Source organism: Microcystis wesenbergii FACHB-1317 (assembly GCF_014696875.1).
GTDB lineage: Bacteria > Cyanobacteriota > Cyanobacteriia > Cyanobacteriales > Microcystaceae > Microcystis > Microcystis wesenbergii_A.
This window is the reverse complement of record NZ_JACJQV010000164.1, coordinates 1-26,442: the sequence shown is the minus strand read 5'-3', so window position 1 is coordinate 26,442 and position 26,442 is coordinate 1. Positions and strand designations below refer to the sequence as shown.

The window sequence follows — 26,442 nt, the reverse complement described above, 5'->3', positions numbered from 1 at the left end:
CCCTAGGCTAGAGTTTCCGGACAGTATCCTAAACCCTTAGTAAATTGTTGCCGAAAAACCTCTATATCTTGCTGATCTGGGGTACCATGGCACACGATCGCCACTTGGTAACGACGCATGACATCAATAGGAGATTGTCCCGTTTCCAAACTCCAAAAAACCATCTGGAGACGCATTTCCGGTTGATAGGGAATCCCTAACTCATTCATGTAGGCGCGAAAATCACCGTGTTGGCAAGGAGTGAGCATTTGATTAAACTTGACCTTGACCACCCAACCGTTAATCTGATGAATAACCGTCATCACGGAGGAGGGTAGATGAGTCATCGATCGCAGGTATTCGGTGACTCGTAGCGTTAGACTAGCGTTAGCAAGAAAATAGAGATAGTCCATAGTGGCCGCTGGGATGTTGGCTAATAGTCACGATTAGTGTTATATCTCTAGTCTGACGATAAACCGTTCCAGATACCAAGGGGAGAAATCCCCGATTTAGTGAAGTTCGCCTGGGTAGAATTACCCAACTTTTGCGAAGATCTTTATGATGATAACGACGATGATCCCTGACCAATCACTCTCCAGCTACGATTATCACCTTCCTCCGGAGTTAATTGCCCAAAATCCCGCAGAACCCCGAGACAGTTCCCGTCTTTTGGTGGTAGATTCTCCTAATAGTTATAATTTAGCTATTTTTCGGGATTTACCCACTTGGTTAGAGCCGGGGGATTTGCTGGTTTTCAACGATACCCGCGTGATTCCGGCCCGTTTATTTGGACGTAAAATCACGGGCGCACCCATAGAAATATTACTATTGGAAGAACAGGATGACCATCGTTGGTTATCTCTAGTCAAACCGGGAAAACGCTTTAAAGTCGGTTCAGAAGTCCTTTTTTATCCGAAAACAGGGCGAACGGAAGACCAAAAAAAATTATGGTTAGCGAAAGTAATCGATCGAGATCTGAACACCGGTGGTCGTCTGCTGGAATTTCAACCGCATCCCCAGCGCAGTTTTTGGGATATGTTGGAGGAGTACGGTCATATTCCTTTCCCCCCCTACGTTACCGAATCAGAGGCAGAAGAAGACCGTTATCAAACAGTTTACGGTTATAAACAGGGTTCTGTGGCCGCTCCCACGGCTGGATTACATTTTACTCCCGAATTATTCCATAAGCTCGCCCAGAAGGGTATAGATACCGCCTATATCACCCTTCATGTGGGAGTGGGAACCTTTCGTCCCGTGGAAGTGGAAAATATTACAGAACACCTAATGCACCGAGAATTTTTGCAGATTTCCGCCGAAACAGCCGAAAAAATCGCCCAAACAAAGGCTAGAGGTGGCAGGGTTATCGCTGTGGGAACCACGGTAGCTCGCGCCTTGGAAGGGGCAATTAAAGAAACTAAGAGCGAGAAATTAACCGCTTTTCAGGGAAAAACGAATTTATTTATCTATCCGAGTTATCAATGGCGGGTTATCGACGGCCTGATCACTAATTTTCATCTACCCAAGTCCAGTTTGATGATGTTAGTCAGTGCCTTAATCGGACGGGAAAGACTACTGGCATTGTATCAAGAAGCTATCCAAGAGCGTTTCCGTTTCTATTCCTTCGGTGACGCTATGTTAATCCTGCCCGGCGCTCGCAGCAGTAATCAGTAATCAGTAATCAGTAATCAGTTATCAGTTATCAGTGATCAGTTATCAGTGATCAGTTATCAGTGATCAGTAGTCAGGAGATTATTTTTATTTATTCTCCCCATTTCCCCATTTCCCTACACCCTACACCCCACACCCCACCTGCCCCCCCGATGTCGGGGGGGTTGGGGGGGTCACACCCCATACCCCCACTTCTGAACTAAAAAAGGGAAAGAGCTAGGCTCTTCCCTTTTTTTATAGTTTATTCAAGATGATTGTAGATGCACAGCAATCGAGGCTGAAATTACATTAAGCCTAACTGAGCAAGGATGCCTTTGTGGGTTAAGTATTCCGTAGCTACGCCAATAACGAAACCGAGCATGGCTAAACGACCATTCCAGTTTTCAGCGAAAGCGGTGAAACCGAGTTTGTTTTCTTGCTTATCCATGGTGAATTGCCTTCCTATAAGAAAATTGCGTTTAAGTCAAGTGCTTGATATTTAATGTAACATAACTTCCCAGACTATGCAACATTTCTTTACATAAATTTTCTTAATGTTGACCATAAACGTTTATGGGGGTAGGGTCAAGGGTTGGCATGGCGGCCGAAAATCAAGCCTGATCTTAGTTCTAGTAAACAACGGTTTTCCCATCCCTGACCGAAAAAGATTACAATCAAGCGAAAGGTCAAGAATCGATCGCCGTCGAGCGAGGAGTGAATATGCGCGCCTTACTGATTTATCCCGTTTTTCCGCCGACTTTCTGGTCCTATAACAAAATTCTGGAATTAGTCGATCGCAAAGTCTTACTTCCTCCCCTGGGTATGGTGACGGTGGCGGCGATTTTACCGCAGGAATGGGAATTTAAACTGGTTGATCGCAATATTCGGGCGGTGACAGAAGCAGAATGGGACTGGGCCGAAATAGTGATTCTTTCCAGTATGATTGTCCAACGTCAAGATTTAATCGAGCAAATTCACGAAGCCAAGCAACGGGGTAAACTGGTGGCCGTGGGTGGTCCCTATCCCACTTCTATCCCCCACGAAGTGGCCGAGGCCGATTTTCTGATTCTCGATGAGGGAGAAATCACCATCCCGATGTTTGTGGAAGCATTGGCAAAAGGAGAAACTAAAGGTGTTTTCCGCACCACAGAAAAACCCGATGTGACAATTACCCCGATCCCCCGCTACGATCTGCTCGATTTTGAAGCTTATGATTCCATGTCGGTGCAGTTTTCGCGAGGATGTCCCTTCCAGTGCGAATTTTGCGATATTATCGTTCTCTACGGTCGTAAACCCCGCACCAAAACCCCCGCACAATTATTAAAAGAATTAGATTATCTCTACGAGTTAGGTTGGCGCCGGGGCGTGTTCATGGTGGATGATAATTTTATCGGTAACAAACGCAACGTTAAATTACTCCTCAAAGAATTAAAGGTTTGGCAAGAAGAACACCAGTACCCTTTCCGGTTTAACACGGAAGCATCGGTGGATTTAGCCGCCGATCCCGAATTAATGGAAATGATGGTCGATTGTTATTTTGATGCGGTCTTTTTAGGTATTGAAACCCCCGACGAAGAAAGTTTACAATTAACCAAAAAATTCCAAAATACCCGTAGTTCTTTAACCGAGACGGTAGAAAAGATTATTAGAGCCGGATTGCGCCCTATGGCGGGATTTATCATCGGTTTTGATGGCGAGAAAAAAGGAGCGGCCGATCGCATCATTAATTTTGTCGAAGAAGCGGCCATTCCCACGGCTCTATTTGGAATGTTACAAGCTTTACCCAATACCGCCCTATGGACTCGCTTGGAAAAAGAAGGACGACTACGATTAACGGGGAAACAGGACATTAACCAAAGTACCCTGATGAATTTCGTTCCCACCCGGCCGATCGAAGATATTGCCACAGAATATATTGAAGCCTTCTGGACATTGTACGATCCGGAGGTATTTCTTGATCGCACCTATCGCTGTTTCCTGAAATTAGGGGCACCTAAAGCTAAACCTGCCTTTAAACTGCCTCGCCGGGCCGATCTCTATGCCCTAGCGGTAATTATCTGGCGACAGGGCTTTAAACGTTCCACTCGCTGGAAATTCTGGCAGAATTTATTCGGTATTTTGCGCCATAATCCCGCCAATGCCGAACACTATATCACTGTCTGCGCCCACAACGAGCATTTCCTGGAATACCGTCAGATTGTCCGGGATGAAATTATGGCACAATTAGCCGAATTTCAACGCCAAGAGGCATTAACAGCGGAAAAAACTGCCATAGCGGCCTAATTAGGGTATGCGGCAAAAAGTTTTTCCTGGGGGCAGGGTGTGACCCCCCCAACCCCCCCGACATCGGGGGGGGTGTGGGGTGTGGGGTTTTACCGGTTTTGAGGGGGCCAATTACCTAATTTTCAGGAAAAAAGTCCAGGAATTTTCCCCCTGATCACTCCCATGCCCAGTACTTTTTGATTGACAAAAAGTCTAAAAGTCTTACCCAACAAGGTTTTTAGATTTATTCAGCAGATCCTAATTATTCCGAGGATGGGTAAATAAGCCCATCCTTAATATTTTCTGTCCTGATGGTGGACGATCGATAAATCAATAATATTCCTATTTTCTGGTTAAAAATTCCCTCAATCTCTGCCAAAGCAATTCAGTATAAATTCTTAATTTTCTAGATATAATTACATTTTTTCCCTAAAATGTTAGCTTGAATACTGAATAAATCGTAAAATCTTGATAAAGCCAGTATTTTTAGCTCCTTAACCCTATAAATCAAGGGAAAGTCAATGATTACTCGTCAAGAACTTAAGAAACTACAATCCCTAACTCAAATACCCGCCCTTTCCATTCTCTTACCCACCCATCGCACCTCACCGGATAATAAACAAGACCCTATTCTTGTTAAAAATTTGGTCGATGAAGCAAAGCGCCGATTATCGGAAGAATTCTCTAAACGTGAAATCGAACCTTTGTTCGAGCGCCTCGATAGTCTAGTAGCTGAAATAGATTATCCTTATACTCTAGATGGATTAGCTCTCTATGTTGGTCCGGATATTGCCAAGCTTTATAACTTGCCTTTTTCTGTCCAGGCAAGAGTTGTCATCGATAAAACCTTTGCCACACGGGATTTAGTTTATGGATTACATCGAGAACAACCCTATTGGCTGTTACTATTAAGTCAGGGTTCTACTCGTTTAATCTCAGGTACAGGAGAAACCCTCGAAGAAATTCGCGATCAGAATTTTCCCCTAGAAATGACTGGACCGGGGGCCACCGCACCACTGCCCTTTGATGCCGATACCAGTTATCTAGATGATAGAATCCGGCGATTTTTCCAACAGGTAGATAATGCTCTGGGTGAATACATTGACATTGATGATTCTTCCCCTTTGATTGTGGGTGGAGTGGTTCGTCAAATTTCCTTCTTTCAAGAAGTTTCACAGTACACATCAGCAATTGTTGGCACTTTAACCGGCAATTTTGACAAAACCTCACTGCCAGAATTAATTCCGCAAGTATTGCCGATTATGCATTCAGTGCGTCAGACTCAAAAAACTGAAGCTCTGCAAGCTTTGGATGCGGCAGTCAGCGCTCAAAAAGTTATCTCTACCCTGGGAGAAGTGTGGCGTTTAGCGCAGGAAGGTCGAGGAAAATTGTTATTAGTGGATAAAAATTACCATGTACCCGCAGTTTTAAGCGAAAACGGTGATTTGATACTGGTGGAAAACGTCGGTGGTACGGAGGTAATCGATGATGCAGTGGATGAAATTATCGAAGTGGTATTGGCCAAGGGAGGACGTGTAGCTTTAGTCGATGAAGATTCCTTGAACGATTACCAAAAAATTGCCTTAATTTTGCGTTATTAGACCTAAGGCGCCGTTTCACAAGCCCCAATACTAACCCATTGACTAGAACCATCAGACCAGTATTCTTTTTTCCAGATGGGGGCATTATGCTTGAGAGTATCAATAGCATAACGACAGGCTGCGAAAGCTTCCCCCCGATGGGGACAACCCACCGCTACTAAGACGCTAATTTCACCGATTTGTAGCTTACCGGTGCGATGGTGAATGACAACTCGATTGGTATCGGGCCAGGTTTGCCGAATTTGCCGAGCAATTTGCCGGAAAACCTCGATCGCCATGGGTTCGTAGGCCTGATAATCAAGATAAATAACCGGTTTACCGTCGGTTTGCTCCCGTACAGTACCACTCATTAGTACAATAGCCCCATTAGCCCCATCATCGGCTAATTGATATACTTCCTGCAAAGATAAGGGAGCAAAACTGATGCGAAAACTATCTTGAGTCATGGATGCTTTTTTCAGTGTTGCCAAAGGCACGGCGTAGCCGTCCAGTAAACAGTAATCAGTAATCAGTAAATAGTAATCAGTGAAGTGAAAAGACAGCACTGTTAATGCCATTTAATACTCCTCACTTGATACCGCTCACTGAAAACTCAAATCTGATAACTGATCACTGATAACTGATCACTGATAACTGATTCAAGACCGACAGCTATATTAATCCACGGTGCGACGAATTTGAAGACAACACCATTCTTGACGTTTCCACAGGGCAGCCACTGTCCAGCCGTGGCGTTCTAAAATATCGTTAACTGTTTGTGCTTGGGTGACAAGGATGCCGCTTAAAATTCCCCAAGTGCTGGGTTTTGCCAGACGGCTGATTTCGGGCATTAAAGCGATAATTGTCTCGGCTAAAATATTACAAACGATGCCATCGACACCATCGGGAATTAATTCTAATAACTCCCCGACACTACCCCGATTAATAGCTAAATTTTCGGGGTTAATTCGGTTGAGATAGCGATTACTATACGTCGCACTCACCGCCAGCGGATCTATATCGACAGCATAAACTTTTTTCGCTCCTAATAAAATCGCCCCGATCGCCAGTATGCCAGAACCACAACCGATATCGGCGATAATTTTAGGCTCTGGATGGCTACTTAAACGCATTTCTAGGGATTCTAGACATAATTGGGTGGTGGGGTGCGTTCCCGTGCCGAAAGCGGAACCGGGGTCAATTTTAATCACCAATCTCTGGTTATTTTCCGGGGGATTTAACCAAGCAGGACAGATCAAAAAGCGATCGCCGATCTCGCTAATTTGCCAATGTTGTTTCCAACTGCTGGCCCAGTCTTCCTCGTCCATTAACTGCCAATTGGTGACAGGTTCGGGAAAACCTAAAATCAAAGCATCTTCCTTTAACCAGAGGCTTAGTGCCTCTAAATCGGGCAATTGCGCTTTAATTTCTGGTATATAGGCCTTAATCTCTAAAGAGGATTGTTTTTTAGCAGTGGCCGTTCCCGAACAGCCAAAATCTTCCAGTCTCCAGAAAACCGTTTCTTCGAGACTAGGTTCGCACAAAACCGTAATTTCCCACCAACTATTAGACATATATCAGTTATCAGTGATTAGGGATCAGTTATCAGATTTGGGTTTTCAGTCAACAGTATTAAGTGGCAATTGCGGAGCTTTCCTTTCACTGATTACTGATTAAGCTAAGACGCATTTAAACAGCTTATTCTTAGATTAGCCCCCCTTGCCCCCGACCCCCACCCCCCCCTGCCCCCCCGACATCGGGGGGGTCGGGGTAGGGTTGATTCATGAATCAACCCTACCTTGAATCAACCCTACCTTGAATCAACCCTAGGGGGGGTGGGGGGGTTGCCTTCTTGCCTTCAGAAGCTGATTACTGATTGAATCTAGAGTTTTACTGTGTAAGCATCGCGGATACCGGGGACTTTAGTAATTTCCGATAGAAGACCTTCTGGTAGAGGATCATCGAGACTCAGGGCCATAACTGCGTCACCGCGAATAATTTTGCGTCCTACCTGCATACTGGCGATATTGACATTAAAACTGCCTAAAAGTGCGCCAATTTTGCCGATAATACCGGGCATATCTTGGTGAAGGGTGAATAACATATGATTACTCGGAGGCACGTTAATGGGGAACTCATCGAGGTCAGTAATGCGGATTTCTCCCGTACTTAACAGCGCTCCGGTGACGGAATGGGTCCCCATGGAACCATTAGCTTCCAAATGAATCGATCCCGAATAGTCGCGGGTGGAAGCATCCCGGGTTTCGATTACCCGGATACCGCGTTCCTTAGCTTCGATCGCCGCATTAACATAGTTTACCCGTTCCCGGAGGGCTTGGGAAAGTAAACCCTTAATTGCCGCCACCACCAGAGGTTGACTGTCTTTAGTGGCCAATTCTCCCTGTAAACGGACATTTAACGAGTCACAGCGACCTCCTGCCAACTGACTGACGAGATTACCCATAGTTTCCGCTAATTGCAGGTAAGGGCGCAGTTTTTCCATAACATCGGGAGTTAGTCCGGGGATATTAACGGCTGAACGCGCTGGCAAACCGAGGAGGACATCGCGAATTTGTTCGGCCACATCAATAGCCACATTCACCTGTGCTTCCGTAGTCGAGGCGCCTAGGTGGGGAGTGAGGATGACGTTAGACAATTCTCTTAATCTAGATTCGCCTAAAGGTTCCTGTTCAAATACATCCAAGGCTGCCCCAGCGATTCTACCGGATTCGAGGGCTTCAATTAAAGCCAACTCGTCGATAATGCCGCCGCGGGAACAGTTAATGATGCGGACCGTGGGTTTCATCTTAGCGATGGTTTCCCGACCGATGAGATGCTGGGTTTCGGGAGTTTTCGGGACGTGGAGGGTGATAAAATCGGACTCGGCAAAGAGTAGGTCCAGATCCACCAGGGTACAACCGAGTTGATCGGCGCGTTCTTTGGAAATAAAGGGATCGTAGGCGAGAATTTTCATGCCTAGGGATCTGGCAACTTTGGCGACGTGGGAGCCAATTTTACCTAAACCGACGACTCCTAGGTTCTTTTTATAAACTTCTGTGCCGATAAAGCGATTTCTTTCCCATTTATTCGCTTTTACCGACTGATTAGCATCGGGAATATGACGGGAAAGGGATAACATCATGGCCAAGGCGTGTTCGGCAGCGGCGATCGTGTTACCTTCGGGAGAGTTAACGACAATAATACCCTGACGAGTGGCCGCGGGAACATCGATATTATCGACTCCTACCCCCGCGCGGCCGATAATTTGCAGTTTGCTGCCCGCTTCGACGATTTCTTTGGTGACGCGGGTACTGGAACGGAGCATCAGTGCGTCGTATTCGGGGATAATTTGAATGATTTCCTCGGCGGATAGTCCTGTTTTCACGTCCACTTGGGCAACCTGTGACAGAATTTCTACTCCTACCGGATCGATCAAATCGGATACCAGAACTTTGGCCATAATCTTTATAACGTGCTTTTTTCAGTCTACGGGCAAATGCTAGACCAATATTGGTATCTAGCCGCAATAGCCCATTTTAGAAGCAAAGGGTGCAGTCTATGGCAAAATTAGCGAAAAGATTTTAGGTTGTCCTTCTTAATTGTCGTCCATGGGGTTGATGTCAGCCTCTTGCCGTTGTCACTGAGATATGCCTAATACTAAATCCAGTTATTAAAAACTGATTATTTATTCTCCGTTTTGCCTTTTGCATGAGTAGAAAACGGGTTTCTCCGAGAAACCCGTTTTCTGTGCGTTACTCAGAGTTTTCCGCTTCTTTTTCTAAGGCTTTTTCTAGGGCTGCCATTGCTTCTATTTGAAAATTTCTAAGTAGCTGATTATAATTAAATTAAGAATGGATTTTAGGTTCGATCCCCCCTGTCCCCCTTGATAAGGGGGGTTTCTGATAATTTTTAACGCCTACCTACTTATGATGTTCACACAGTAGAGAAAAAGCCAAAAACCTCCGTTAAGTATAACGGAGGCTGGATAATTAATTAACAATTTTTGGTTACAATTTCGCCCCACATTCAGGACAGAATTTATTATTCCAACTGTTAACTGCACCGCAACTGGGACAATCGAGCATTTCACAACCCTTGGTGACAATTTTCGGTAAACCAATCATACGGGCATTACTTTGACCGGGGGCAACCATGGGATAACAATTTTCGTCCTTAGTCACGATCGCATTGACCAAAACTGGACCATCATGGGCCAACATTTCGGCAATTTTTGCGGCTAATTCCTCTCGATGGCGAATAGTAATCCCTTTAATGCCGTAAGCTTGGGCTAACAGTTCCACATCCGGCATTCCCACTTCCATATTGGAATTAGAATAACGTTCCCCATAGAAAGCTTCTTGCCATTGACGCACCATACCCTGCCAACCATTATTAATAATAATCGTCTTGGCATGAATATTGAATTGGGTTAGGGTGGCTAATTCCTGTAGATTCATTTGGAAACTGGAATCACCACTAATACAGATGACCTCCTCATCGGGAATAGCCACCTTTACCCCCATCGCAGCCGGTAAACCGAAACCCATCGTCCCCAATCCCGCGCTAGAAATCCAACGTCGGGGGCCATTTTTGAGGAATTGGGCCGCCCACATCTGATGCTGGCCCACATCGGTGGTATAGTAGGCGTGGGGTGCTTGACGACCCACCTCAACGATCACTTCTTGGGGGGAAAGTCTGCCTTCCGGTCGGGGTACTTGCAGGGGATAATCTTGACGCCAGCGATCAATCTGGGCCAACCAAGCTTGGGTGCGATCGGGATTAGTGGGATAATCAAATTCTCTGGCTTTGTGGAGTATTTGTTCTAAAACTACCCGCACATCCCCGACAATCGGCACGTCAGGGGCGCGATTTTTGCCCACTTCCGCCGGGTCGATGTCCAGATGGATTACCTTAGCTTTTGAGGCGAATTCGTCCAATTTCCCCGTTACTCGGTCATCAAAACGAGCGCCGACTGCAATTAATAAATCACACCCGGTCACGGCAAAATTAGCGTAGGCAGTGCCGTGCATTCCTAACATTCCCACCGAGAGGGGATGATGTTCATCAAAAGCACCGATCCCCATTAAGGTGGTGGTGACGGGTAACTGAAAACGCTCGGCAAACTCGGCAATTTGGGCGTGGGCATTCGCTGCGATCGCGCCTCCACCAACGTAAAGTAAAGGTTTTTCGGCGGTTTCCAAGAGGTGTAAAGCGGCCTCGATTTGACGGCGATTGCCCTTAACCGTGGGACGATAACCGGTTAGTTTCACATCTCCCGGTTCGACGGGGATATAATCGCATAGTTCTAAACCGACATCTTTGGGAATATCGACTAAAACCGGCCCCGGTCGTCCTGTACTGGCGATATGGAAGGCCTCAGCGACGATTCTCGCTACTTCCCGGGCATTTCTAGCCACATAGGAATGTTTAACAATCGGGAGAGTAATGCCATAAATATCGGTTTCTTGGAAAGCATCGGAACCGATGGCCGCCCGACTCACCTGACCGGTGATAATCACCATCGGGATGGAGTCCATGTGTGCGTTAGCGATGCCTGTCACCAAATTGGTCGCCCCGGGGCCGGAAGTGCCGAAACAGACTCCCACTTTGCCGGTGGCCCTAGCGTAGGCATCGGCGGCATGGGCGGCCGCTTGTTCGTGGCGCACTAAAATATGTTGTAATTCTCCCCGTTCTTCAAAGCGGTAGAGTTCGTCATAGATGGGCAGGATCGCACCGCCGGGATAACCGAAAATGTGCTTAACGCCATGACGTTTGAGACTGTCCATCAAGGCATAAGCCCCAGAACAACGCTGGGAAACCGTTGTTAAAGAGTCATTGGGCTTGGGAAGTGATGAAACCACAGGGCAAACCGTCCAATTTCTAATGAGAGGGATAATTGCGATTTTGTTGCCTAGAATGCAACTTGAAAAATAGCAAAATTGATATCCTTATACATTTAGTGTATTCTATTTCACCTTTTTGGCTGCAGTTTTTTTTCTTTTTGCATCTTACCCATGCAATATCTGGGAAGTGGGGAAGTGGGGTGTGACCCCCCCAACCCCCCCGACATCGGGGGGGCAGGGGGAAGTGGGGAGAAGGGGGATAAGATGATAAATATTGGTGATTTTACCTGATCTTGACTTGGCCCAGGAGTTTTATGAATAGTCTTTTGATTACGGCTACGGATACCGATGCGGGTAAAACCGTTGTCACCACTGCTTTAGTGGCTTATTGGCAAAAATACTATCCCGCCAAGGCCCTGGGGCTGATGAAATTAATGCAAACGGGCCAAGGCGATCGAGAATGGTATGAGGGTTTATTTCAGGGTCGCTTAGAAATGATCACACCGCTGCAATATCAAGCACCCTTAGCGCCTCCTGTGGCTGCTGATTTGGAAGGTCGAGATATTCCTTTGGGGACGGTGTGGCAAGCTCTGCTAAACCTACAAAAAAGCCAAGATTTAGTTTTAATTGAGGGTTTAGGGGGTTTAGGTTGTCCTGTCACCCACGAGCTAACTGTGGCGGATTTAGCGGCTCAATGGCGGTTAAAAACCCTTTTAGTGGTGCCGGTGAAATTGGGAGCGATTTCCCAAACGGTGGCTAATATTGCCCTAGCAGAGCAGAAAAAGGTCAATTTAGGCGGAATTATCCTTAATTGTCTTGAACCGCGCACGGAGACGGAGATAGAGCAGTTAACACCGATCAATTTAATTCAATCCTTGACTAATTGTCCGGTTTTAGGTGTTTTTCCCTTTATCGAAAATCGTCGGGATTTGGATAAATTGGCCTCGGTGGTAGCTAGTTGGCCGGAAATTATTTAGAGCAGGAAACCATAGCAGATTTTGGAGTTTTTGTCAAGAGATATTTGTTAAATATATATTATTTCTGATAAAAATATATAGTTATTTGGAAAAGTTTAAATTCTCTGGCAAAAATACAAAGTATTCTGAAAATTCTTGAAAAATTATCTCTGAACTGAACAAATGTGAGCATAATTTCGGGACAATGGGAACTAGGGGTATGGATTTGGTAATTAGTTAGCCGCATATTATATAGCAATAAAATTTTCGAGACATTAAGGACAAGGGCAACAACCCAAGAATAGCAATACAAAATAGAAGTCGTTCAGTGATAAAAACTTAAAAAGTTGCGGGGGGTAAAGGTATGGACAGCAATACTTATCCGAGGTTATCATCAGTTTTTTGGCGACTCTTTGTGATCAGCATTGGTTTAGTAAGCGTTTCTGGTAATAATCTCATGGCTAAAGCAGCAAACGCCGAACAAATGAAACAACTGTTAGCAACCAAAGAATGCCCGAACTGCGATCTTAGCAAAGCTAATCTCAGTAATATCAATCTAGAAAATGCCAATCTAGAAAATGCCAATTTGCAGGATGCCAATCTCACTAATACTAACTTAGCAGGAGCAAACCTACAAGGAGCGAAGTTAATCCACGCTAATTTAGAAAAGGCCAACTTAGAAGGGGCGAATTTAGCCAAAGCGAACTTAGTCAACGCTAACTTGGATTTTATCAACTTAAAAAATGCCAATCTAGTTGAGGCCCAAATGCGCGGGGTACAATTACGGGGAGCGTTGCTAGAATCGGCCAATCTGCAAGGGGCAGATCTGACCATGCACGACGGCAAACCAGTTTTTCTGGTCTATGGGGATCTACAAGGGGCTAACTTAGAACAAGCGAAATTACGAGCGGTGTGGGCGCCTTGTGTTCATTTTGATCGAGCCAATCTTAAAGGTGCGGATTTTTCACCCGATAAAGCTCAAACTCCTTGGTGGCAAGCTTTAGGTAACGTGGTTTCCCTGGGAACGGCGATCGCTGGTTATGGTGGCACCTTTGTTCACTATGATTCCCAAATGACCAATCTAACTGGAGCGACTTTTGTGAAGGCGGATCTCAGTCAGGCACTATTAAAAGGAGTACAATTAACGGCGGCCGATTTCAGGCAAGCACTACTGATCAAAACCCTGCTCGAAGGCTCTGATTTAAGAAACGCTAATTTTAGCGAAGCAGATCTCAGTCAAGCTAATCTTGATCAAGCTTACTTGGTGAATGGCATTCTCGACCACGCGAACCTAACTTCGACTCGTCTGACCAATATTAATCTGAGTAATGCGGATCTAACGGGAGCGCAACTAGACAAAACAGAATTAGACCGGTCTAATCTCTGTAATGTCACTTTATCGGATGGTTCCAAATCTACTGCTCCCTGCAAAGAAAAAATTCCCGTGACTGACCTTACCAGTGGTAATGTTTGTCTTATTCCCTCTCACGATCTGGCTGATTTGTCCCTAGAGGTTCCCCCAGCCAATACTGCTACCGCAATCACTCCCGAGGATACAAGTTCTTTATGGCAACAAGGACTAGAAAAATACCAAAAACAAGACTATAAAGGTGCTATTGAGGATTTTACGGCAATTGTGACTATTAAACCCGATGATGCTCTGACTTACTACCAAAGAGGTCATGCCTACGCTCACCTAGAAGATTTTAATCAGGCTCTGGTCGATTACAATCAAGTCATTGCCCTACAACCAGAATTGGCATCGGTTTACAATGATCGAGGGGCGATACAAGTTCATTTAGGCAATTTGCGCGATGCCTTGATTGATTACGAGCGAGCTTTGCAGATCGATGGCAACCTACCGATAGTGTACTTGAATCGAGGCCTACTTTATCAGCAGATCGGAGAGGTCGAAAAGAGCAAAAAAGATTATCAACGAGTTTTGGCGATCACTCCTGAGGTGGCTATGGCAAGTTACAGCAAGGGTTTGGCTCCGATGACCTTGGCGCAATCACCGGTATTGGTTAATATTCATCTAGAACGGGCTTTGGCACATGGGAATTTAGACCAAATTGATTTAGCGTTCAAAGATATCGAGCAAGCTCTGGCAGTTGATGCTAATGCCAAATCAGCCTATGTATTGCGGGGTAGTTTGTACTACGCTCGCAAGGAATGGTCTAAAGCCCTAGCAGATTATAATCAAGTCCTGAAGCTCGATCCCAATCATGCTAATGCTTTGTATAACCGTGCTTGGACAAAATACAACATGGGTAACAAAAAAGAGGCTTTCGCTGATTTTCAAACCGTTGCTACTCTTTATCAACAGCAGGGAAAAACCCAAGAGGAGACAGAAGTACGCCAATTGATCGAAAGATTAAGTAAACAAGAGGACTAATTTCTCTGAAAATAGTGATGAGAAAGATGGGATTTAGGAGGGGGGGATTTCCCAAAAACTTCTAGATAAGGCGAGGATATCATACTAAATCCGTTGAGTCTAGGCTACATATCAGGAGAGGCAAAAGGCACTCATGCAAAAGGCAAAGCTGATTCCCAGCATCTTTCAATTTGACAACACCCATTGTAGGGCTAATTCATGAATTAGCCCTACAGGACATCGGGGGGGTAAGAGAATAAATTAGGGTAAGTCCAGATATTCTTGTTCTGTTAGGGCAAATTCTGGATCAATGATTTTTACTTCATTATAGGTGAGTTGATAGAGTTTGTAAACTAAGTGATCGATCTGCTTTTCTAATTCGCTTGTGTTAGCGTTAGGATCGTCTTTTTTAGCGGCGAGAATTTTATTAACAATTTTTTCTAATGCTATTTGTATTTGCCTTTTAGGAACTACAATTGGAAGTTTAAATAATTGTACTGGCTTTACTTCTGGAAATATTCTCACATCTTCATTAACTAAATCACTATATAAAAAATTCATCAATTTAGAGTTGAGAACAGCCAATAAATATAAATATTGCACTTCTGATTTATTTGGCAACTGAACTATTATTCCACTTTTAAGGCAATACCATTGATCTTCGTCGTAAGCAGCAATGATTCTATTCGCAGTTTGTCGAATTAAAATTTTAGGCTCAGTAAATAATTTTTTGCGTCTAGGTCTTAACATTACATAGTAAGGGATAACACCACTTTTAGTTTCTACTCTATTATCTAGTTTGTCTTTGTATAAGCTTAAATGTTTAATAATGTTGGGATAATTTTTAACATCTAAGTCCGAAGAAAAATAAATTATGACTTTCTCTGATTTAGGCTGTAAACAATAAGAGTTTATTTCTCCTCCAATTATTAGTTTTTTAATTATGTCTTTTTCTAATTTCTTACTTTCAGCTTCATCTGATTTAAGTATAAAAGCATCTGCAAGTCCAGGACTAATTCCAGTAGCTACATCTTCAGCAATATCTTTAAGAGTTAGATTCCCTGAATAACATTTTTCAATTAATTGATGATGATTTTTAAAAACAAAGCTACAAGCTTGATTAGAAACAAGATTGGATTGATCAATGAGATTATTGATTTTATCTAGCTCAACTGGTAATTTATCTCTTTCTACATCTGATAGATCTGCATATAGAATTGAGTTGTTTAATATTTTTTTAGAAAAACTAATGATGCAGGTAGGAGTTGTAACATCTTCAAATACTCCATCTCCAAGATTAATGTCTAAGATAAGACTGTAATTACCTAGTATTAATTTTCTACTTTTTTCAAATTCAATTTGATTTAAAAAACTAGAGGGAATTATTAGGGAACACAAAGATTGCTTACCTGTAAGTTCTTGGTATCTGTAAGAAAAATAATTAAAAGACTCTGGAGTTCGGACATGAATTTGATCATAATATTTTTTTAAAAACTCTTTTTCTTCGGTTGAAAAATCTATCCCATAGGGAGGATTCCCAATCACCACATCAAACCCGACAAAATCCCCGTTATCATTCAACACTTCGGGAAACTCAAACCGCCATTCTAAAGCATTATTATACAGCCTACCGCTTTCAATATCTGCAATTTCAGCAGTTAGCTTATCAATCTCATTATTTAACTTAGTTACTTTTTTCTCCCGCGCTTTTTGCTCCGTCTTAGTCTCCTCAAACAATAAACCCTGATTTTCCAGATTATAAAGTTCCCCTTGTAATTGACGTAACTTCACCTTCTTGGGATCACCAATTAATAAATTAGCACTAAACCCCGCCTTAATCTTAGCAATCAGCGTTTCCATCTCCCGCTTTTGTCCCTTAGTTTCCGCATTGCGATAAGTCTGTACCGCATTGCGATATTGCTCAATACTAAACTTCTGCTTCTGTAAAACCTGTTTAACATCCACATCCAACCCAAACCGACTAATCAAAGAATTACCACACTTGATATTAATATCAATATTTGGCAAAGTTTCTAAAGTGCCATCCTCTCGATAATAAGCATTTTTTAAAAGCTCAATCCATAACCGCAAGCGACAAATCGTCACGGAATTAGGATTAATATCCACCCCAAATAAACACCCTTCAATAATCGTTTGCTTCTCATGAAATAAGGCTTGCTGTACCCGGTGCTTTTCTTTATTATTCGGATGATAAGCAAATAAACTCCCCTCATCATCGTAAACCAATAACTTATCATTTCGCACCTCTACCCGATAATCTTTTAAGGACTTACCCGAAGTATCTAATAAAACCCGTAACTCACTCTTAATCGCGATTATCTCATTCAAAGCTGAAACTAAAAAATGTCCCGAACCCACCGCCGGATCGCAAATCTTCAGGCTATTAATAATAGTATTCGCCTCTTTTTTATCCTCAATTCGTTCATATAAATCATCTAAAGTTTGACAATTCCAGCCTTTTACTTCATTAAACTTCTGTATGATCGCTCTTCGTATCGTTTCCCGACACATATACATGGTAATAAAACTCGGCGTATAAAAAGAACCGTCCTTATAACCATTAATCTTTTCAAAAATTAACCCCAACACCGAAGCATTAATTAACTTTTCGCTATCTTCTTGAGGATTTTCTAACTCATCTCGATCAAATTTATAAGCATCCAAAAACTCAAACAAATAAGCCAACGCATTTAACTCGCCTACTCGCTTATTACCCTGATTATCTTTTAGCACCGTACCTGCAAAAATGGGTAAAGTTCGCTCCCGCAAATTGCCAATAAAAATAGTTTGCTGTTCCGTCTCCGTTGGTTCAAATAGCGAACTATTTAAATAAGGTACATGAGCAAAAGTCGTTTTAACCTTAGCCTCGCGCTTGTTTGTATCCCTAGCTAACACATCAAAAAATAAACTATCGAGATCATCATAACTGGGAACTTTCGCCAAATTGAGAAAGGCAAAATCTCGATCGCCTTGATGATATTTAATTAATTGCGCTTCCAATAATTTGAGAAATAAAACCCGATTAATCCAATTAATTGATAACCGCAACGCCACATTATAAAGCCGTTCCTCATCCGTAGTTCCAAACTCTTCAGGATTTTTTAATTGTGCAATTTTATCTAAACTATCCAACCGACTAATCGCATTTTCAATCAGGGAACCATCACAGCGATCGCCTTCTTTCATTTGTCCGATTAACTTCTTCCCTTTATCCTTAATTTCCGTCAAACCGATAATATACAAAAGCTCATTATAAAAAGGCTTATTTAAAGTATTACTATCATTAACAAAAGGTAACTTAAGTAAATGTTCTGGTGAAAGAATCTTGTAGATATCAAGCAAATCTAAATTTTCCAGATCTCGCAGATCAAAATGAGTAAATTTAATTTGCTCAATAACTTTAGTGATCGCTGGTTCGGCAATTTGTTGATAGAAAAAATCCGTTTTTGTACTACTCAGTCTCCCTGCTTCAAAATCGCAAAACTGGTTAACTAGAGCCTTATTAGCAAAAAACAACTCCTCAAAAATCTTGCCATCGAAAATAAACCACTCATAAATATTTGTCACGATCAAGTGTTTAATCTCAAGATTTTTATCCGTCACCCTTTCGCGGAGAAAATATAAAACTAACTGCTGAAAAGCCTTAGTGTTGAGATTATCCAGTCTCGGCATTTCTGCATTTATTGTCCGAGTAGGTTTCTTAGTCTCAAAAATGACCCCCACTGGACTTTTAACATCCTGGTTATTATGAATCACCAGATCAATGCGCTCTTTTGTATTGATAAAATAGCGATCGGTATAATAGGTATTTTTTAAAAAATCTATCAGCAAATTTTTATTAAACTCTTCCGACTTTTTGCTGTCACATTGCTCCAATAAGCGCGTTAAATTAGCTTGAAAAACCTGAATTGTTTCAGTATCAGGCTTAATTTTCAAGTACACCCGATTTAAGGTTTGCTTGAGTTCTCGCTTATTGACGATCATAAAAGTTTACCTCTAGGGAAACTACCGACTAATTTTATTATAAGTAGGGAGGTACAATTATTTGTAGGATGGGTTAGCGGTAGCGTAACATGATCTGGCGTTGGGTTTCATGCTTCAACCCAACCTACGTTCTACCGATTAATTTTATTATATATAGCATTGCCAAATGATCGGTTATACTCATGCAAGAGGCAGCCCCCCCTACCCCCCCGACATCGGGGGGGTCAAACACTGGTAGCATCTCATTTATGCAAGTGAGTAATTATAATTGTCCGTAAAACTGTAAACGGGGGGTCGGGGGCAAGGGGAGGGTAGGGGAATAAATAATCAGTTTTTAATAGCCGGATTTAGTATTAAAATAGAGGAACAAAAGTTGCAATCGAGGTCAATCTGTAGAAGCCAGGAATTTCTAACAGCAATGTGGAAATAATCCCCCGTCAAGCTAAGCTGTGACGGGGGGAGTATGTCACTGTTGCAATGCTTTTAAGAAGCGTCCCATAGTGGCAAATAAACCCGACTTTTTGGCTTTGTTAGCAGGATTAGAACTATCATTAGGATTATTACTAGAAGCTTTCAGAATCAGATTTTCTAAAGCTTCGCCCATGGGTTTAGTGGATTGTTCAGAAATTAACTCGTAACCGTCTTCTTTTTCTAGCCAAACTTGCCACAAAGAAGGATAGGAACGATAAACGATCGCTGATTCCAAGGGACGAAAATAATAACAACTTTCTAGGATACTTAAAAATCTTTCTCGCAATTGTCGGGCTGCGTAACCGATACCCACTACCGATACATCTTCTAATTGAGGAATTAGAAGAACTACGGGGCGATCTTCGGCGAGGTAACAGAGTTTTTCTACGGAATTAATCTCCACCGAGGAGGGACAAACAACTAAAAAAGCTTCATCTTCGGGCTTAATTTTGTTTTCGACGGGAATAAAACGGCTACCTAAATCTCCCAGTTGAAAAACTGTTTCTCCCCAATCCCGTCGAGCTAACATGGCGGCCCCAGTATCGGGAAAAATTACCCTTAAACCAGAACCATAACTGTCAAAAATAGAGGTAAAATCAAGGGCTAAAGCTTGCGCTTGTAGAGCAATTTCTGGGATAACTAATTCCACTTGTATGCGTCTAGCTCCCGATTCTAGAGCCAGTTGGGTGGCGGCTTTCGCTTGCAGGATCGTTTCTTCTAGGGAATTGGGTAGGGTCATTTCAGTTATCAGTTATCAGTTATCAGTTATCAGTTATCAGTGAGCAGTAATCAGTTATCAGTGAGCAGTTATCAGTTATCAGTTATCAGTGAGCAGTTATCAGTTATCAGTGAGCAGTTATCAGTGAGCAGTGAGCAGTTATCAGTTATCAGTGAGCAGTTATCAGTTATCAGTGATTACCTCTGGTCGTCGGTGGCTTAAAATCAGAAAGATTTTAATTTTTATAAAAGGTAGGGTTGATTTATAGTAGGGTTGATTTATAGTAGGGTTGATTCATAGTATGGTTGATTTATAGTAGGGTTGATTCATGAATCAACCCTACCCTTAATAGATGAAGTGTGACGGGATTTGGCATCATCCCCAGCATTAAGATAAATCCTATAAAATACTTTTAGTTTTTAAGAAGAAAATTCGGTAATCGGGGAAAAGGTGAGGAGAGAAAGCTTAGGAAAGCTGATAGGAGCCGTGACGTTGGGCATAATAATCGAGAATTGCCGTCACCAGAGGGCGATCGCTTTCCTGAAAAGCCTCGGTATAGTTAATTTCTAAACTACCGATCTGACTTTGGTGATAATCGAATTGTTGGAACTGCTGGGGAGTGAGATGGGTTTCGACACCCTGAACCTGTTGTAAATGGCTGGCTAATTCTCGATAGATAGCCAAGGACATTCGCGGATAAATAATGGTTTGTTTTTGTTGAATAGCAATCGATCGCACGGGTTTTATTCTCCTGATTCGGAAATATTATAGCCGATCGAGGCTTGCGGTGCGGCGGGTTCAGGGACACCATCCCCTAAACGACGGGTAATAGTTTGACCGTATTGTTCTAAGACAATATAGGGATTATCGGGATTAGTATCGATCGCTTTAACTAAAATTAAACCATTAGAGAGGGTGGAACCGGGGGTAACTCGACGTTCCGTGGCTTCTCCGGGGGCTTTCACGATCGCCATAGGACTGGTAGGCAACCGGATGATGCCCAATACTTGCACTGCTGCCGCTTCCGTTGGTTGCGGTGGCGGTGGCGGCGCTTTAACTATCGGTCGTCTGGGAGTGGCACGATTACCTCCTGGTGCAGCTGCGGCGGCGGGACGATTACCCCCGGGTGCAGCTGCGGCGGCGGGACGATTACCTCCTGGTGCAGCTGCGCCAGTGGCCGCTGGAGTCCCAGCTGGGGGTTTTTCTTCCGCTGTAATCGTAATATTGGGCTGCAGCGGCAAAATAGCGAAGGGATCGCTGCGACCGCGGTTAATTTCTGCCCGTTTTTGGTCGGGATCGGTGGCAGGAATTAATCCAGCTACCCTTGGGGTGGCTGGTTCGGTGGCTGGTTGCACAGCACCGCTAAAGGCAGGAGGTGGGGCAGCCGGGGGACTAGGAGAGGGGGTGGGGGTTTCTTGGGTAATCGGTGGGGATTGATTAGCTTGGTCAGAAGCTGGACATCCCACCAACAATAAAGCGACACTCCCCACCGATAGGATTAACGGCAATTTTTTCATGGGAAAACAAAGACAAAATAGCCCTGAATGATAACTTTAGATACTAACATAACATTTGTTTCCCAGAAATCTAGGCTGACCACACGGGGAAAGTCAGGAGCTTGACCCCGCTAGTCCAGTTTTAATACTGACCACCGGATTTGCGATGACCGATGGCGGTGACACCGTTACTATCCAAAACTTGACCCCGCTCGACGGTAGCATAGACTAACCAGCGATCGCCGCAGGGTTGTCGCTCTTTCACCGTACACTCTAGATAGGCGAGACTTTCGCTTAAAATCAGACAGCCATTTTCCCCGACTTGGGTTTCTAATCCCGTAAAGACATCGCCGCCGGATTTGATGCAATTGGAAAAATGGCGGCGTAAATTGCGCCCTTCCTTGAGAATATTCAAGGTAAAGGTAGTTCCTGAGTGGATGAGGCGATCGGCGGCTTGTTCGTCAGCAACGGCGATAATTAGCCCCGGGGGGTTAAAACTGGCTTGGGATACCCAAGAGGTCAAGAAACCAGCATGATCCTCGCCCTGACGAGTGGTGAGAACAGAGAGGGAACCGACGATCCGACCAACGGCCTGGGCAGTGCGATCGATTTGTGTTTCGGTCATTCCCTGTTGGGGAACCCGCAATTTTTTGGTTTTTTTCAAGGTCTGGGCGAAGGTTTCTCCGGCTAAATAACCTGCTTGTAAACTGCTTTCTGTGGGGCTAAAACGCACGCGCAAGGATTCAAAACCGAGGCGATAATTGGCATCTTTGAGTTTAGTTTCAATTAAATCGACAGCTTCTCCACTCCAACCGTAGGAACCAAAAACCCCGGCTAATTTAGTTTTTGCTGCCGTGGAAAGAACGATTCCTAAAGCGGTTTGAATCTGGGTAGGAGCGTGACCGGCTAAGGTGGGAGAACCGATAATAAATCCGTCACAATTTTCGATCGCTTGACTAATTTCGGCAGGGGTGGCAAACTCACAATTGATTGATTCTACGGCCAGATCATTTTCTAATAATCCTCGTTCGATCGAGCGGGCCAGGGTGGCAGTATTTCCGTAGGCAGAAGCATATAATAAGGCCACTTGTAGGGGTCGAGTTTTTTGTTCTTGACACCAATAACGATAATCGTGGGCAAGACGACTGGGACTATAGCGAATTATCGGACCGTGGGCGGGTGCATAATATTGGGCGGGAAATTCTTTAATTTTGTCGAGGGCTGTTTCTACTGCTTTAGATTGCACGGCATGGAGACAATCAAAATAATAACGACGATCTGCGTCTAATTCTTTCCAATTTTTATCCCAAATATCGTCACCGCACAGATGCACACTAAAGAATTTATCGCTGTATAAAATTTGGGTTTTTTGGTCAAAAGTGCAGATTCCATCAGGCCAGCGCGGCGTAGGGACATTAATAAAACTGAGTTGATGACCTTGCCCCAAATCAAGAATTTCATCGGTTCGTATGCCCAAAATTTGGGCATCAGGCAAGGCATTTTTCAGGGTATTGACGGCAGCTTTAGAACAGAGGAGGGTGATTTGATGGGTTTCGGCTAATAATGCCTTTAAAGTGACGATACGGTTGGGATTAACGTGACTTAGAATTAGATAATCGAGACGATGTAAGGGGACATATTGACGAATTTCTTCTAAATAAATTTCGGTGAAGGATTCTCCAGGAGGATCGATTAAGGCAGTTTTATCGCCCCGGATAAGATAGGAATTAGCCGTGGTTCCCCGTTGACGAGCATATTCTATTTCAAATTTTAATCTGTCCCAAGTACGCGAGCGAAAAACCCAAGTTTGATCGGCAATTTCGGCGGTTTGAACATCGCGAGAGCGATTATTGATAGCAGGATTGGGAATTAAAGTATTAGTGGTCATAATTGTTAATTTAGTTGTTGGTTGTTGGGTGTGGGGTGTGACCCCCCCCAACCCCCCCGACATCGGGGGAGTAGGGTGTGGGGTGTGGGGTGTGGGGTGTGGGGTGTGGGGTGTGGGGTGCAGGGTGTGGGGAGTTTTCTCAGTGAACTGATAACTGATAACTGATAACTGATAACTGCTCACTGATAACTGATAACTGATAACTGATAACTGATAACTGCTCACTGATAACTGCTCACTGATAACTGATAACTGATAACTGATTAAATTTTGCTGTTTATTTCAGTTAATTCTTTAACTAAATGTTGACGATAACGCTCAGAAACTTTTTGTTCGGGATCGATACCTTCAAAGGTGGGAGGAAGCCAAACTCTTAATACCATTAATGTGCCGAGAACTATTAGAAAAGCACAGGCGGCTAATACTTGTGTCCAATTAGTTTCTAGGACTCCTCTGACAATTAATTCTCGCAAAACCGAGACGATAGAAACTTCCACAGCAACACCGATAGAAACTCGTTTTTCTTGCAAATAAATAATTAACAATCGGAACAATTCTACTAGAATTAAGAGGAATAAAATATCGGCGGTAATAATCCGAAATTGAATCGGTGGCAGCAGAGACATAAACATTTCTCTGACTTCTAACACCATGAAGCTAAATAAACCAATACAGAGAGAAATGACAATTAAATCTTGAATCATTTCTAAGACTTGTACTACTCTCACCATCATTGGGGAAGGTTTTTTAATTGGTTCGTACATTTTATTGCTCCTAAGATTGATAGAATTGGATGTTTCATTTATCAGTGAGCAGTAAACAGTAATCAGGGAAAAGAAAGCGGTAACTTCCTACTTACTTAACACTATCCACTGAACAATCAAATCTGATAACTGATAACTGTTAACTGATAACTGATAACTGTTAATAATGATTGCCAACTTTGCGATGATGAACAGCAGTTAAGGTATCTAAACGAGCAACTCGTCCGGTATTAACGGTACAATAAACTACCCAATGATCGCCGCAATCTAAACGACTGGTGACTTCACATTCTATGTAAGCTAAGGCATCGGCTAAAATTGGTGATCCATTGTTAGCAGTATAGGTTTTAATGCCTTCAAAACGATTGGCACCGGGAGGGAAACGCTTGAGGAAATGTTTCATTAATTTCTGGTAATTATCCTCAGCCAAAACATTTAAAACAAAGGTATCGCTAGGCTGTAAAAAGGACACCATTGCCCGATCTTTGGCCACTGCAATCGCCACACCCAAAGGATTTAAACTTGCTTGTGTCACCCAAGAGGCAACCATGGCACTAGATAAATCGGCTTTTTGGGAAGTAATTAAGTACAATCCAGTACTAATACGACCTAAAGCTTTTTCTAAGTCGTTGTTAATCGACTTAATTTGTTTAATCGTTTTTTCTCGGCTTAACCATTGGCCGAGGTCGGTTCCTGCTTCATCGGCAATCAAATCGAGGGATTGATTAGAATTGTCTTTAACTAAAAGAGGAGGAAAAGCTTCGATCGCCCCGATTTCCTGTAATTTATTTCTTAAGGGAAAAATTGGTTCATCTTCCCCACCTCCTGACTCAAATAATCCTACCGCTTGTTTGCCATTAATTGCAGCAAGAATCGTGCTTAAAATCGTCTGGTTAATCGGGGAAGATTGGGGAGGCATTCCGATGACAACTCCCTTCGATTGATTGATCAATTCTCTGACTTCGTGGGGATCAGCATTATTCATATCGACTAATTCTGTCACCACATCAGTTTTGGTCAAACCCTGACTGATCATAGTAGCTAAATGTTCGCTTTGTCCGTAATCTTGGGTAAAAAATACAGCCACTAAAGTATCGGCAGAAGTTTGTTCTTGACTCCAGTTTTGATAGCGTCCCACCCAATCAGAAATATGGTGTTTTAATAGGGGACCGTGACCAGTGGCAATGAGATTAATCTCAAATTTCTCGATTCTTTTAATCGCCCCTAAAACTGAACGAGCATTCGGTCGCATCAGACAGTCATAATAGGTTTGAAAATCGGCTTCTAGCAGGTCTTTTTCTCGATCGTAGGTTTGATCATCGCAAAAGTGCATTCCGAAGGCATCACAGGTAAAAAGGGTGGCAGTTTTAGCATCAAAAGTGAAGATAGTATCAGGCCAATGAAGATTAGGGGCTGCAACAAATTCTAAGACATGGCCATTACCTAAATCTAAAGTATCACCACTTTTAACGATTAACTGTTTAAAGGGTCTGTGTACCATGTTTTCCAGGAATTGCATGGCAACTTTTGCCCCCACCACGGTAACTTCTGGGACTAATTCCAAAACCTCTTTGACTAAACCACTGTGGTCGGGTTCGGTGTGACTGATAATTAAATAATCAAGATGATTGATGTTGATTAGTTTAGTTAATTCCTCCAGATAAAGGCGATCGAATTTGCGGTGAGATGTATCAATTAGGGCGGTTTTTTCCCCTTGAATAACAAAAGAGTTATAAGTCGTACCGTTTTCTAAACCAAATTCGATATCAAAACGATCGCGATCCCAATCCAAACAGCGCAAGGTAAAAGTATTTTCGGCGATTTCTTGGATTTGTGTGGTTAAACGGCTGGTTTTAGCGGGTTTTGGGGTGATTAAAGCAACCATAATTTCTATCTCCCACAGGATTTGATTCGGAACTGCATTTGCTTAATTCCTATGGTGACTTGCTTTCAGCGATTTGTAAAATACCAATTACTCAAGTAAATGATTAGTTAGATTTATATAACCTTTTCTCTATGGTTAAGGCTATTAATTGGAGTGCCGGCCCTACCGAATCAATACCTGAATACTGATTGTGCATCCTATCCACAAGTTAGCTTAGTCCTCGGTTGTGCTACCTGCACTTTTGCCTATTTGTCAAGCTTTTTACATAATTCTTAATATTTATCCCGTTTTTGCTCTCTCGCTCTCCTCGGTTTTCTCGACCGAATCGCTAAAATGATTAGCAGTGTTGTGTTTCCGATGTCAGTCCATGGGCGAACCTGTCACCCTTGAGGATATTTACCAGCTATTCCGCGCTGGTGAAACGTTTTTTTGTCTTAAAGTCCAGAAAACGGGTTTCTCGAAGAAACCCGTTTTCTGGAGTGTGGCTAGGTTAATTTATCAGTGTGAAATCAGCCGCTATCAGGGTAGGAACAGTCAACAAATTGGCAAATTCAGAGCCACTTCCTAAGCCAGC

General features: G+C 43.2%; 18 protein-coding genes. 5 read left to right on the top strand and 13 right to left on the bottom strand.

Going from position 1 to position 26,442, the window contains the following annotated elements; translation table 11 throughout:
* Positions 1-2: 2 nt before the first annotated feature.
* The gene (locus H6F92_RS14875) at positions 3-392 is read right to left on the bottom strand and encodes a hypothetical protein (RefSeq protein ID WP_190358532.1); all 390 of its coding nucleotides are present in this window, start codon (positions 390-392) and stop codon (positions 3-5) included.
* A 160-nt stretch (positions 393-552) separates the two neighbouring features.
* Between H6F92_RS14875 and queA the strand changes: the two genes are divergently transcribed.
* Entirely contained in the window at positions 553-1,650 is a 1,098-nt protein-coding gene (gene queA, locus H6F92_RS14870) for a tRNA preQ1(34) S-adenosylmethionine ribosyltransferase-isomerase QueA (RefSeq protein WP_190358542.1), read from the top strand.
* 280 nt (positions 1,651-1,930) lie between these two features.
* Here queA and H6F92_RS14865 read toward each other — a convergent pair whose 3' ends face one another.
* A complete protein-coding gene (locus H6F92_RS14865) occupies positions 1,931-2,074 on the bottom strand; it encodes a high light inducible protein (RefSeq protein ID WP_002734821.1) in 144 nt (47 codons plus the stop codon).
* Positions 2,075-2,346: 272 nt separating this feature from the next.
* On the opposite strand from H6F92_RS14865, the gene H6F92_RS14860 reads away from it, so the two are divergent.
* Together H6F92_RS14860 and H6F92_RS14855 are read left to right on the top strand one after the other, a co-directional pair.
* Positions 2,347-3,909: a B12-binding domain-containing radical SAM protein gene (locus H6F92_RS14860; protein WP_190358531.1), complete on the top strand. Its 1,563-nt coding sequence runs from the start codon at positions 2,347-2,349 to the stop codon at positions 3,907-3,909.
* Between the two features lie 500 nt (positions 3,910-4,409).
* Positions 4,410-5,489 (top strand): AOC03_06830 family ribosome hibernation factor, encoded by a 1,080-nt coding sequence (locus tag H6F92_RS14855; protein ID WP_190358530.1) that lies wholly within the window; start codon positions 4,410-4,412, stop codon positions 5,487-5,489.
* 2 nt (positions 5,490-5,491) lie between these two features.
* Here the strand turns inward: H6F92_RS14855 and H6F92_RS14850 are convergent, their stop codons facing one another.
* The 4 genes from H6F92_RS14850 to ilvB all read right to left on the bottom strand — a co-directional run bounded on the left by H6F92_RS14850 (position 5,492) and on the right by ilvB (position 11,329).
* A complete protein-coding gene (locus H6F92_RS14850) occupies positions 5,492-5,935 on the bottom strand; it encodes a molybdenum cofactor biosynthesis protein MoaE (RefSeq protein ID WP_190358541.1) in 444 nt (147 codons plus the stop codon).
* Between the two features lie 210 nt (positions 5,936-6,145).
* Positions 6,146-7,042, bottom strand: coding sequence for a 50S ribosomal protein L11 methyltransferase (prmA, locus tag H6F92_RS14845; RefSeq protein WP_190358529.1), 897 nt, complete (start codon positions 7,040-7,042; stop codon positions 6,146-6,148).
* Between the two features lie 308 nt (positions 7,043-7,350).
* Positions 7,351-8,928: a phosphoglycerate dehydrogenase gene (gene serA / locus H6F92_RS14840; protein ID WP_190358528.1), complete on the bottom strand. Its 1,578-nt coding sequence runs from the start codon at positions 8,926-8,928 to the stop codon at positions 7,351-7,353.
* A 547-nt stretch (positions 8,929-9,475) separates the two neighbouring features.
* The gene (gene ilvB, locus H6F92_RS14835; protein ID WP_190358527.1) at positions 9,476-11,329 is read right to left on the bottom strand and encodes a biosynthetic-type acetolactate synthase large subunit; all 1,854 of its coding nucleotides are present in this window, start codon (positions 11,327-11,329) and stop codon (positions 9,476-9,478) included.
* Between the two features lie 296 nt (positions 11,330-11,625).
* On the opposite strand from ilvB, the gene bioD reads away from it, so the two are divergent.
* Together bioD and H6F92_RS14825 are read left to right on the top strand one after the other, a co-directional pair.
* On the top strand, positions 11,626-12,288 hold the full coding sequence (bioD, locus tag H6F92_RS14830; protein ID WP_190358526.1) for a dethiobiotin synthase: 663 nt from the start codon (positions 11,626-11,628) through the stop codon (positions 12,286-12,288).
* A 343-nt stretch (positions 12,289-12,631) separates the two neighbouring features.
* Entirely contained in the window at positions 12,632-14,662 is a 2,031-nt protein-coding gene (locus tag H6F92_RS14825; RefSeq protein WP_190358525.1) for a pentapeptide repeat-containing protein, read from the top strand.
* Positions 14,663-14,902: 240 nt separating this feature from the next.
* Here H6F92_RS14825 and H6F92_RS14820 read toward each other — a convergent pair whose 3' ends face one another.
* From H6F92_RS14820 to H6F92_RS14790, 7 genes are all read right to left on the bottom strand, one after another.
* Entirely contained in the window at positions 14,903-18,646 is a 3,744-nt protein-coding gene (locus H6F92_RS14820; RefSeq protein ID WP_190358524.1) for a type IIG restriction enzyme/methyltransferase, read from the bottom strand.
* Positions 18,647-19,112: 466 nt separating this feature from the next.
* Positions 19,113-19,856 (bottom strand): DUF1995 family protein, encoded by a 744-nt coding sequence (locus tag H6F92_RS14815; protein ID WP_190358523.1) that lies wholly within the window; start codon positions 19,854-19,856, stop codon positions 19,113-19,115.
* Positions 19,857-20,300: 444 nt separating this feature from the next.
* The gene (locus H6F92_RS14810; RefSeq protein ID WP_190358522.1) at positions 20,301-20,573 is read right to left on the bottom strand and encodes a hypothetical protein; all 273 of its coding nucleotides are present in this window, start codon (positions 20,571-20,573) and stop codon (positions 20,301-20,303) included.
* A gap of 5 nt (positions 20,574-20,578) precedes the next feature.
* Entirely contained in the window at positions 20,579-21,352 is a 774-nt protein-coding gene (locus tag H6F92_RS14805; RefSeq protein ID WP_190358521.1) for a hypothetical protein, read from the bottom strand.
* Between the two features lie 121 nt (positions 21,353-21,473).
* Positions 21,474-23,219, bottom strand: a complete 1,746-nt coding sequence (locus tag H6F92_RS14800; protein WP_190358520.1) for a diflavin flavoprotein — start codon at positions 23,217-23,219, stop codon at positions 21,474-21,476.
* A 263-nt stretch (positions 23,220-23,482) separates the two neighbouring features.
* Positions 23,483-23,983 (bottom strand): phosphate-starvation-inducible PsiE family protein, encoded by a 501-nt coding sequence (locus H6F92_RS14795; RefSeq protein WP_061432370.1) that lies wholly within the window; start codon positions 23,981-23,983, stop codon positions 23,483-23,485.
* 160 nt (positions 23,984-24,143) lie between these two features.
* Positions 24,144-25,868, bottom strand: coding sequence for a diflavin flavoprotein (locus H6F92_RS14790; protein WP_190358519.1), 1,725 nt, complete (start codon positions 25,866-25,868; stop codon positions 24,144-24,146).
* Between the last annotated feature and the right edge of the window lie 574 nt (positions 25,869-26,442).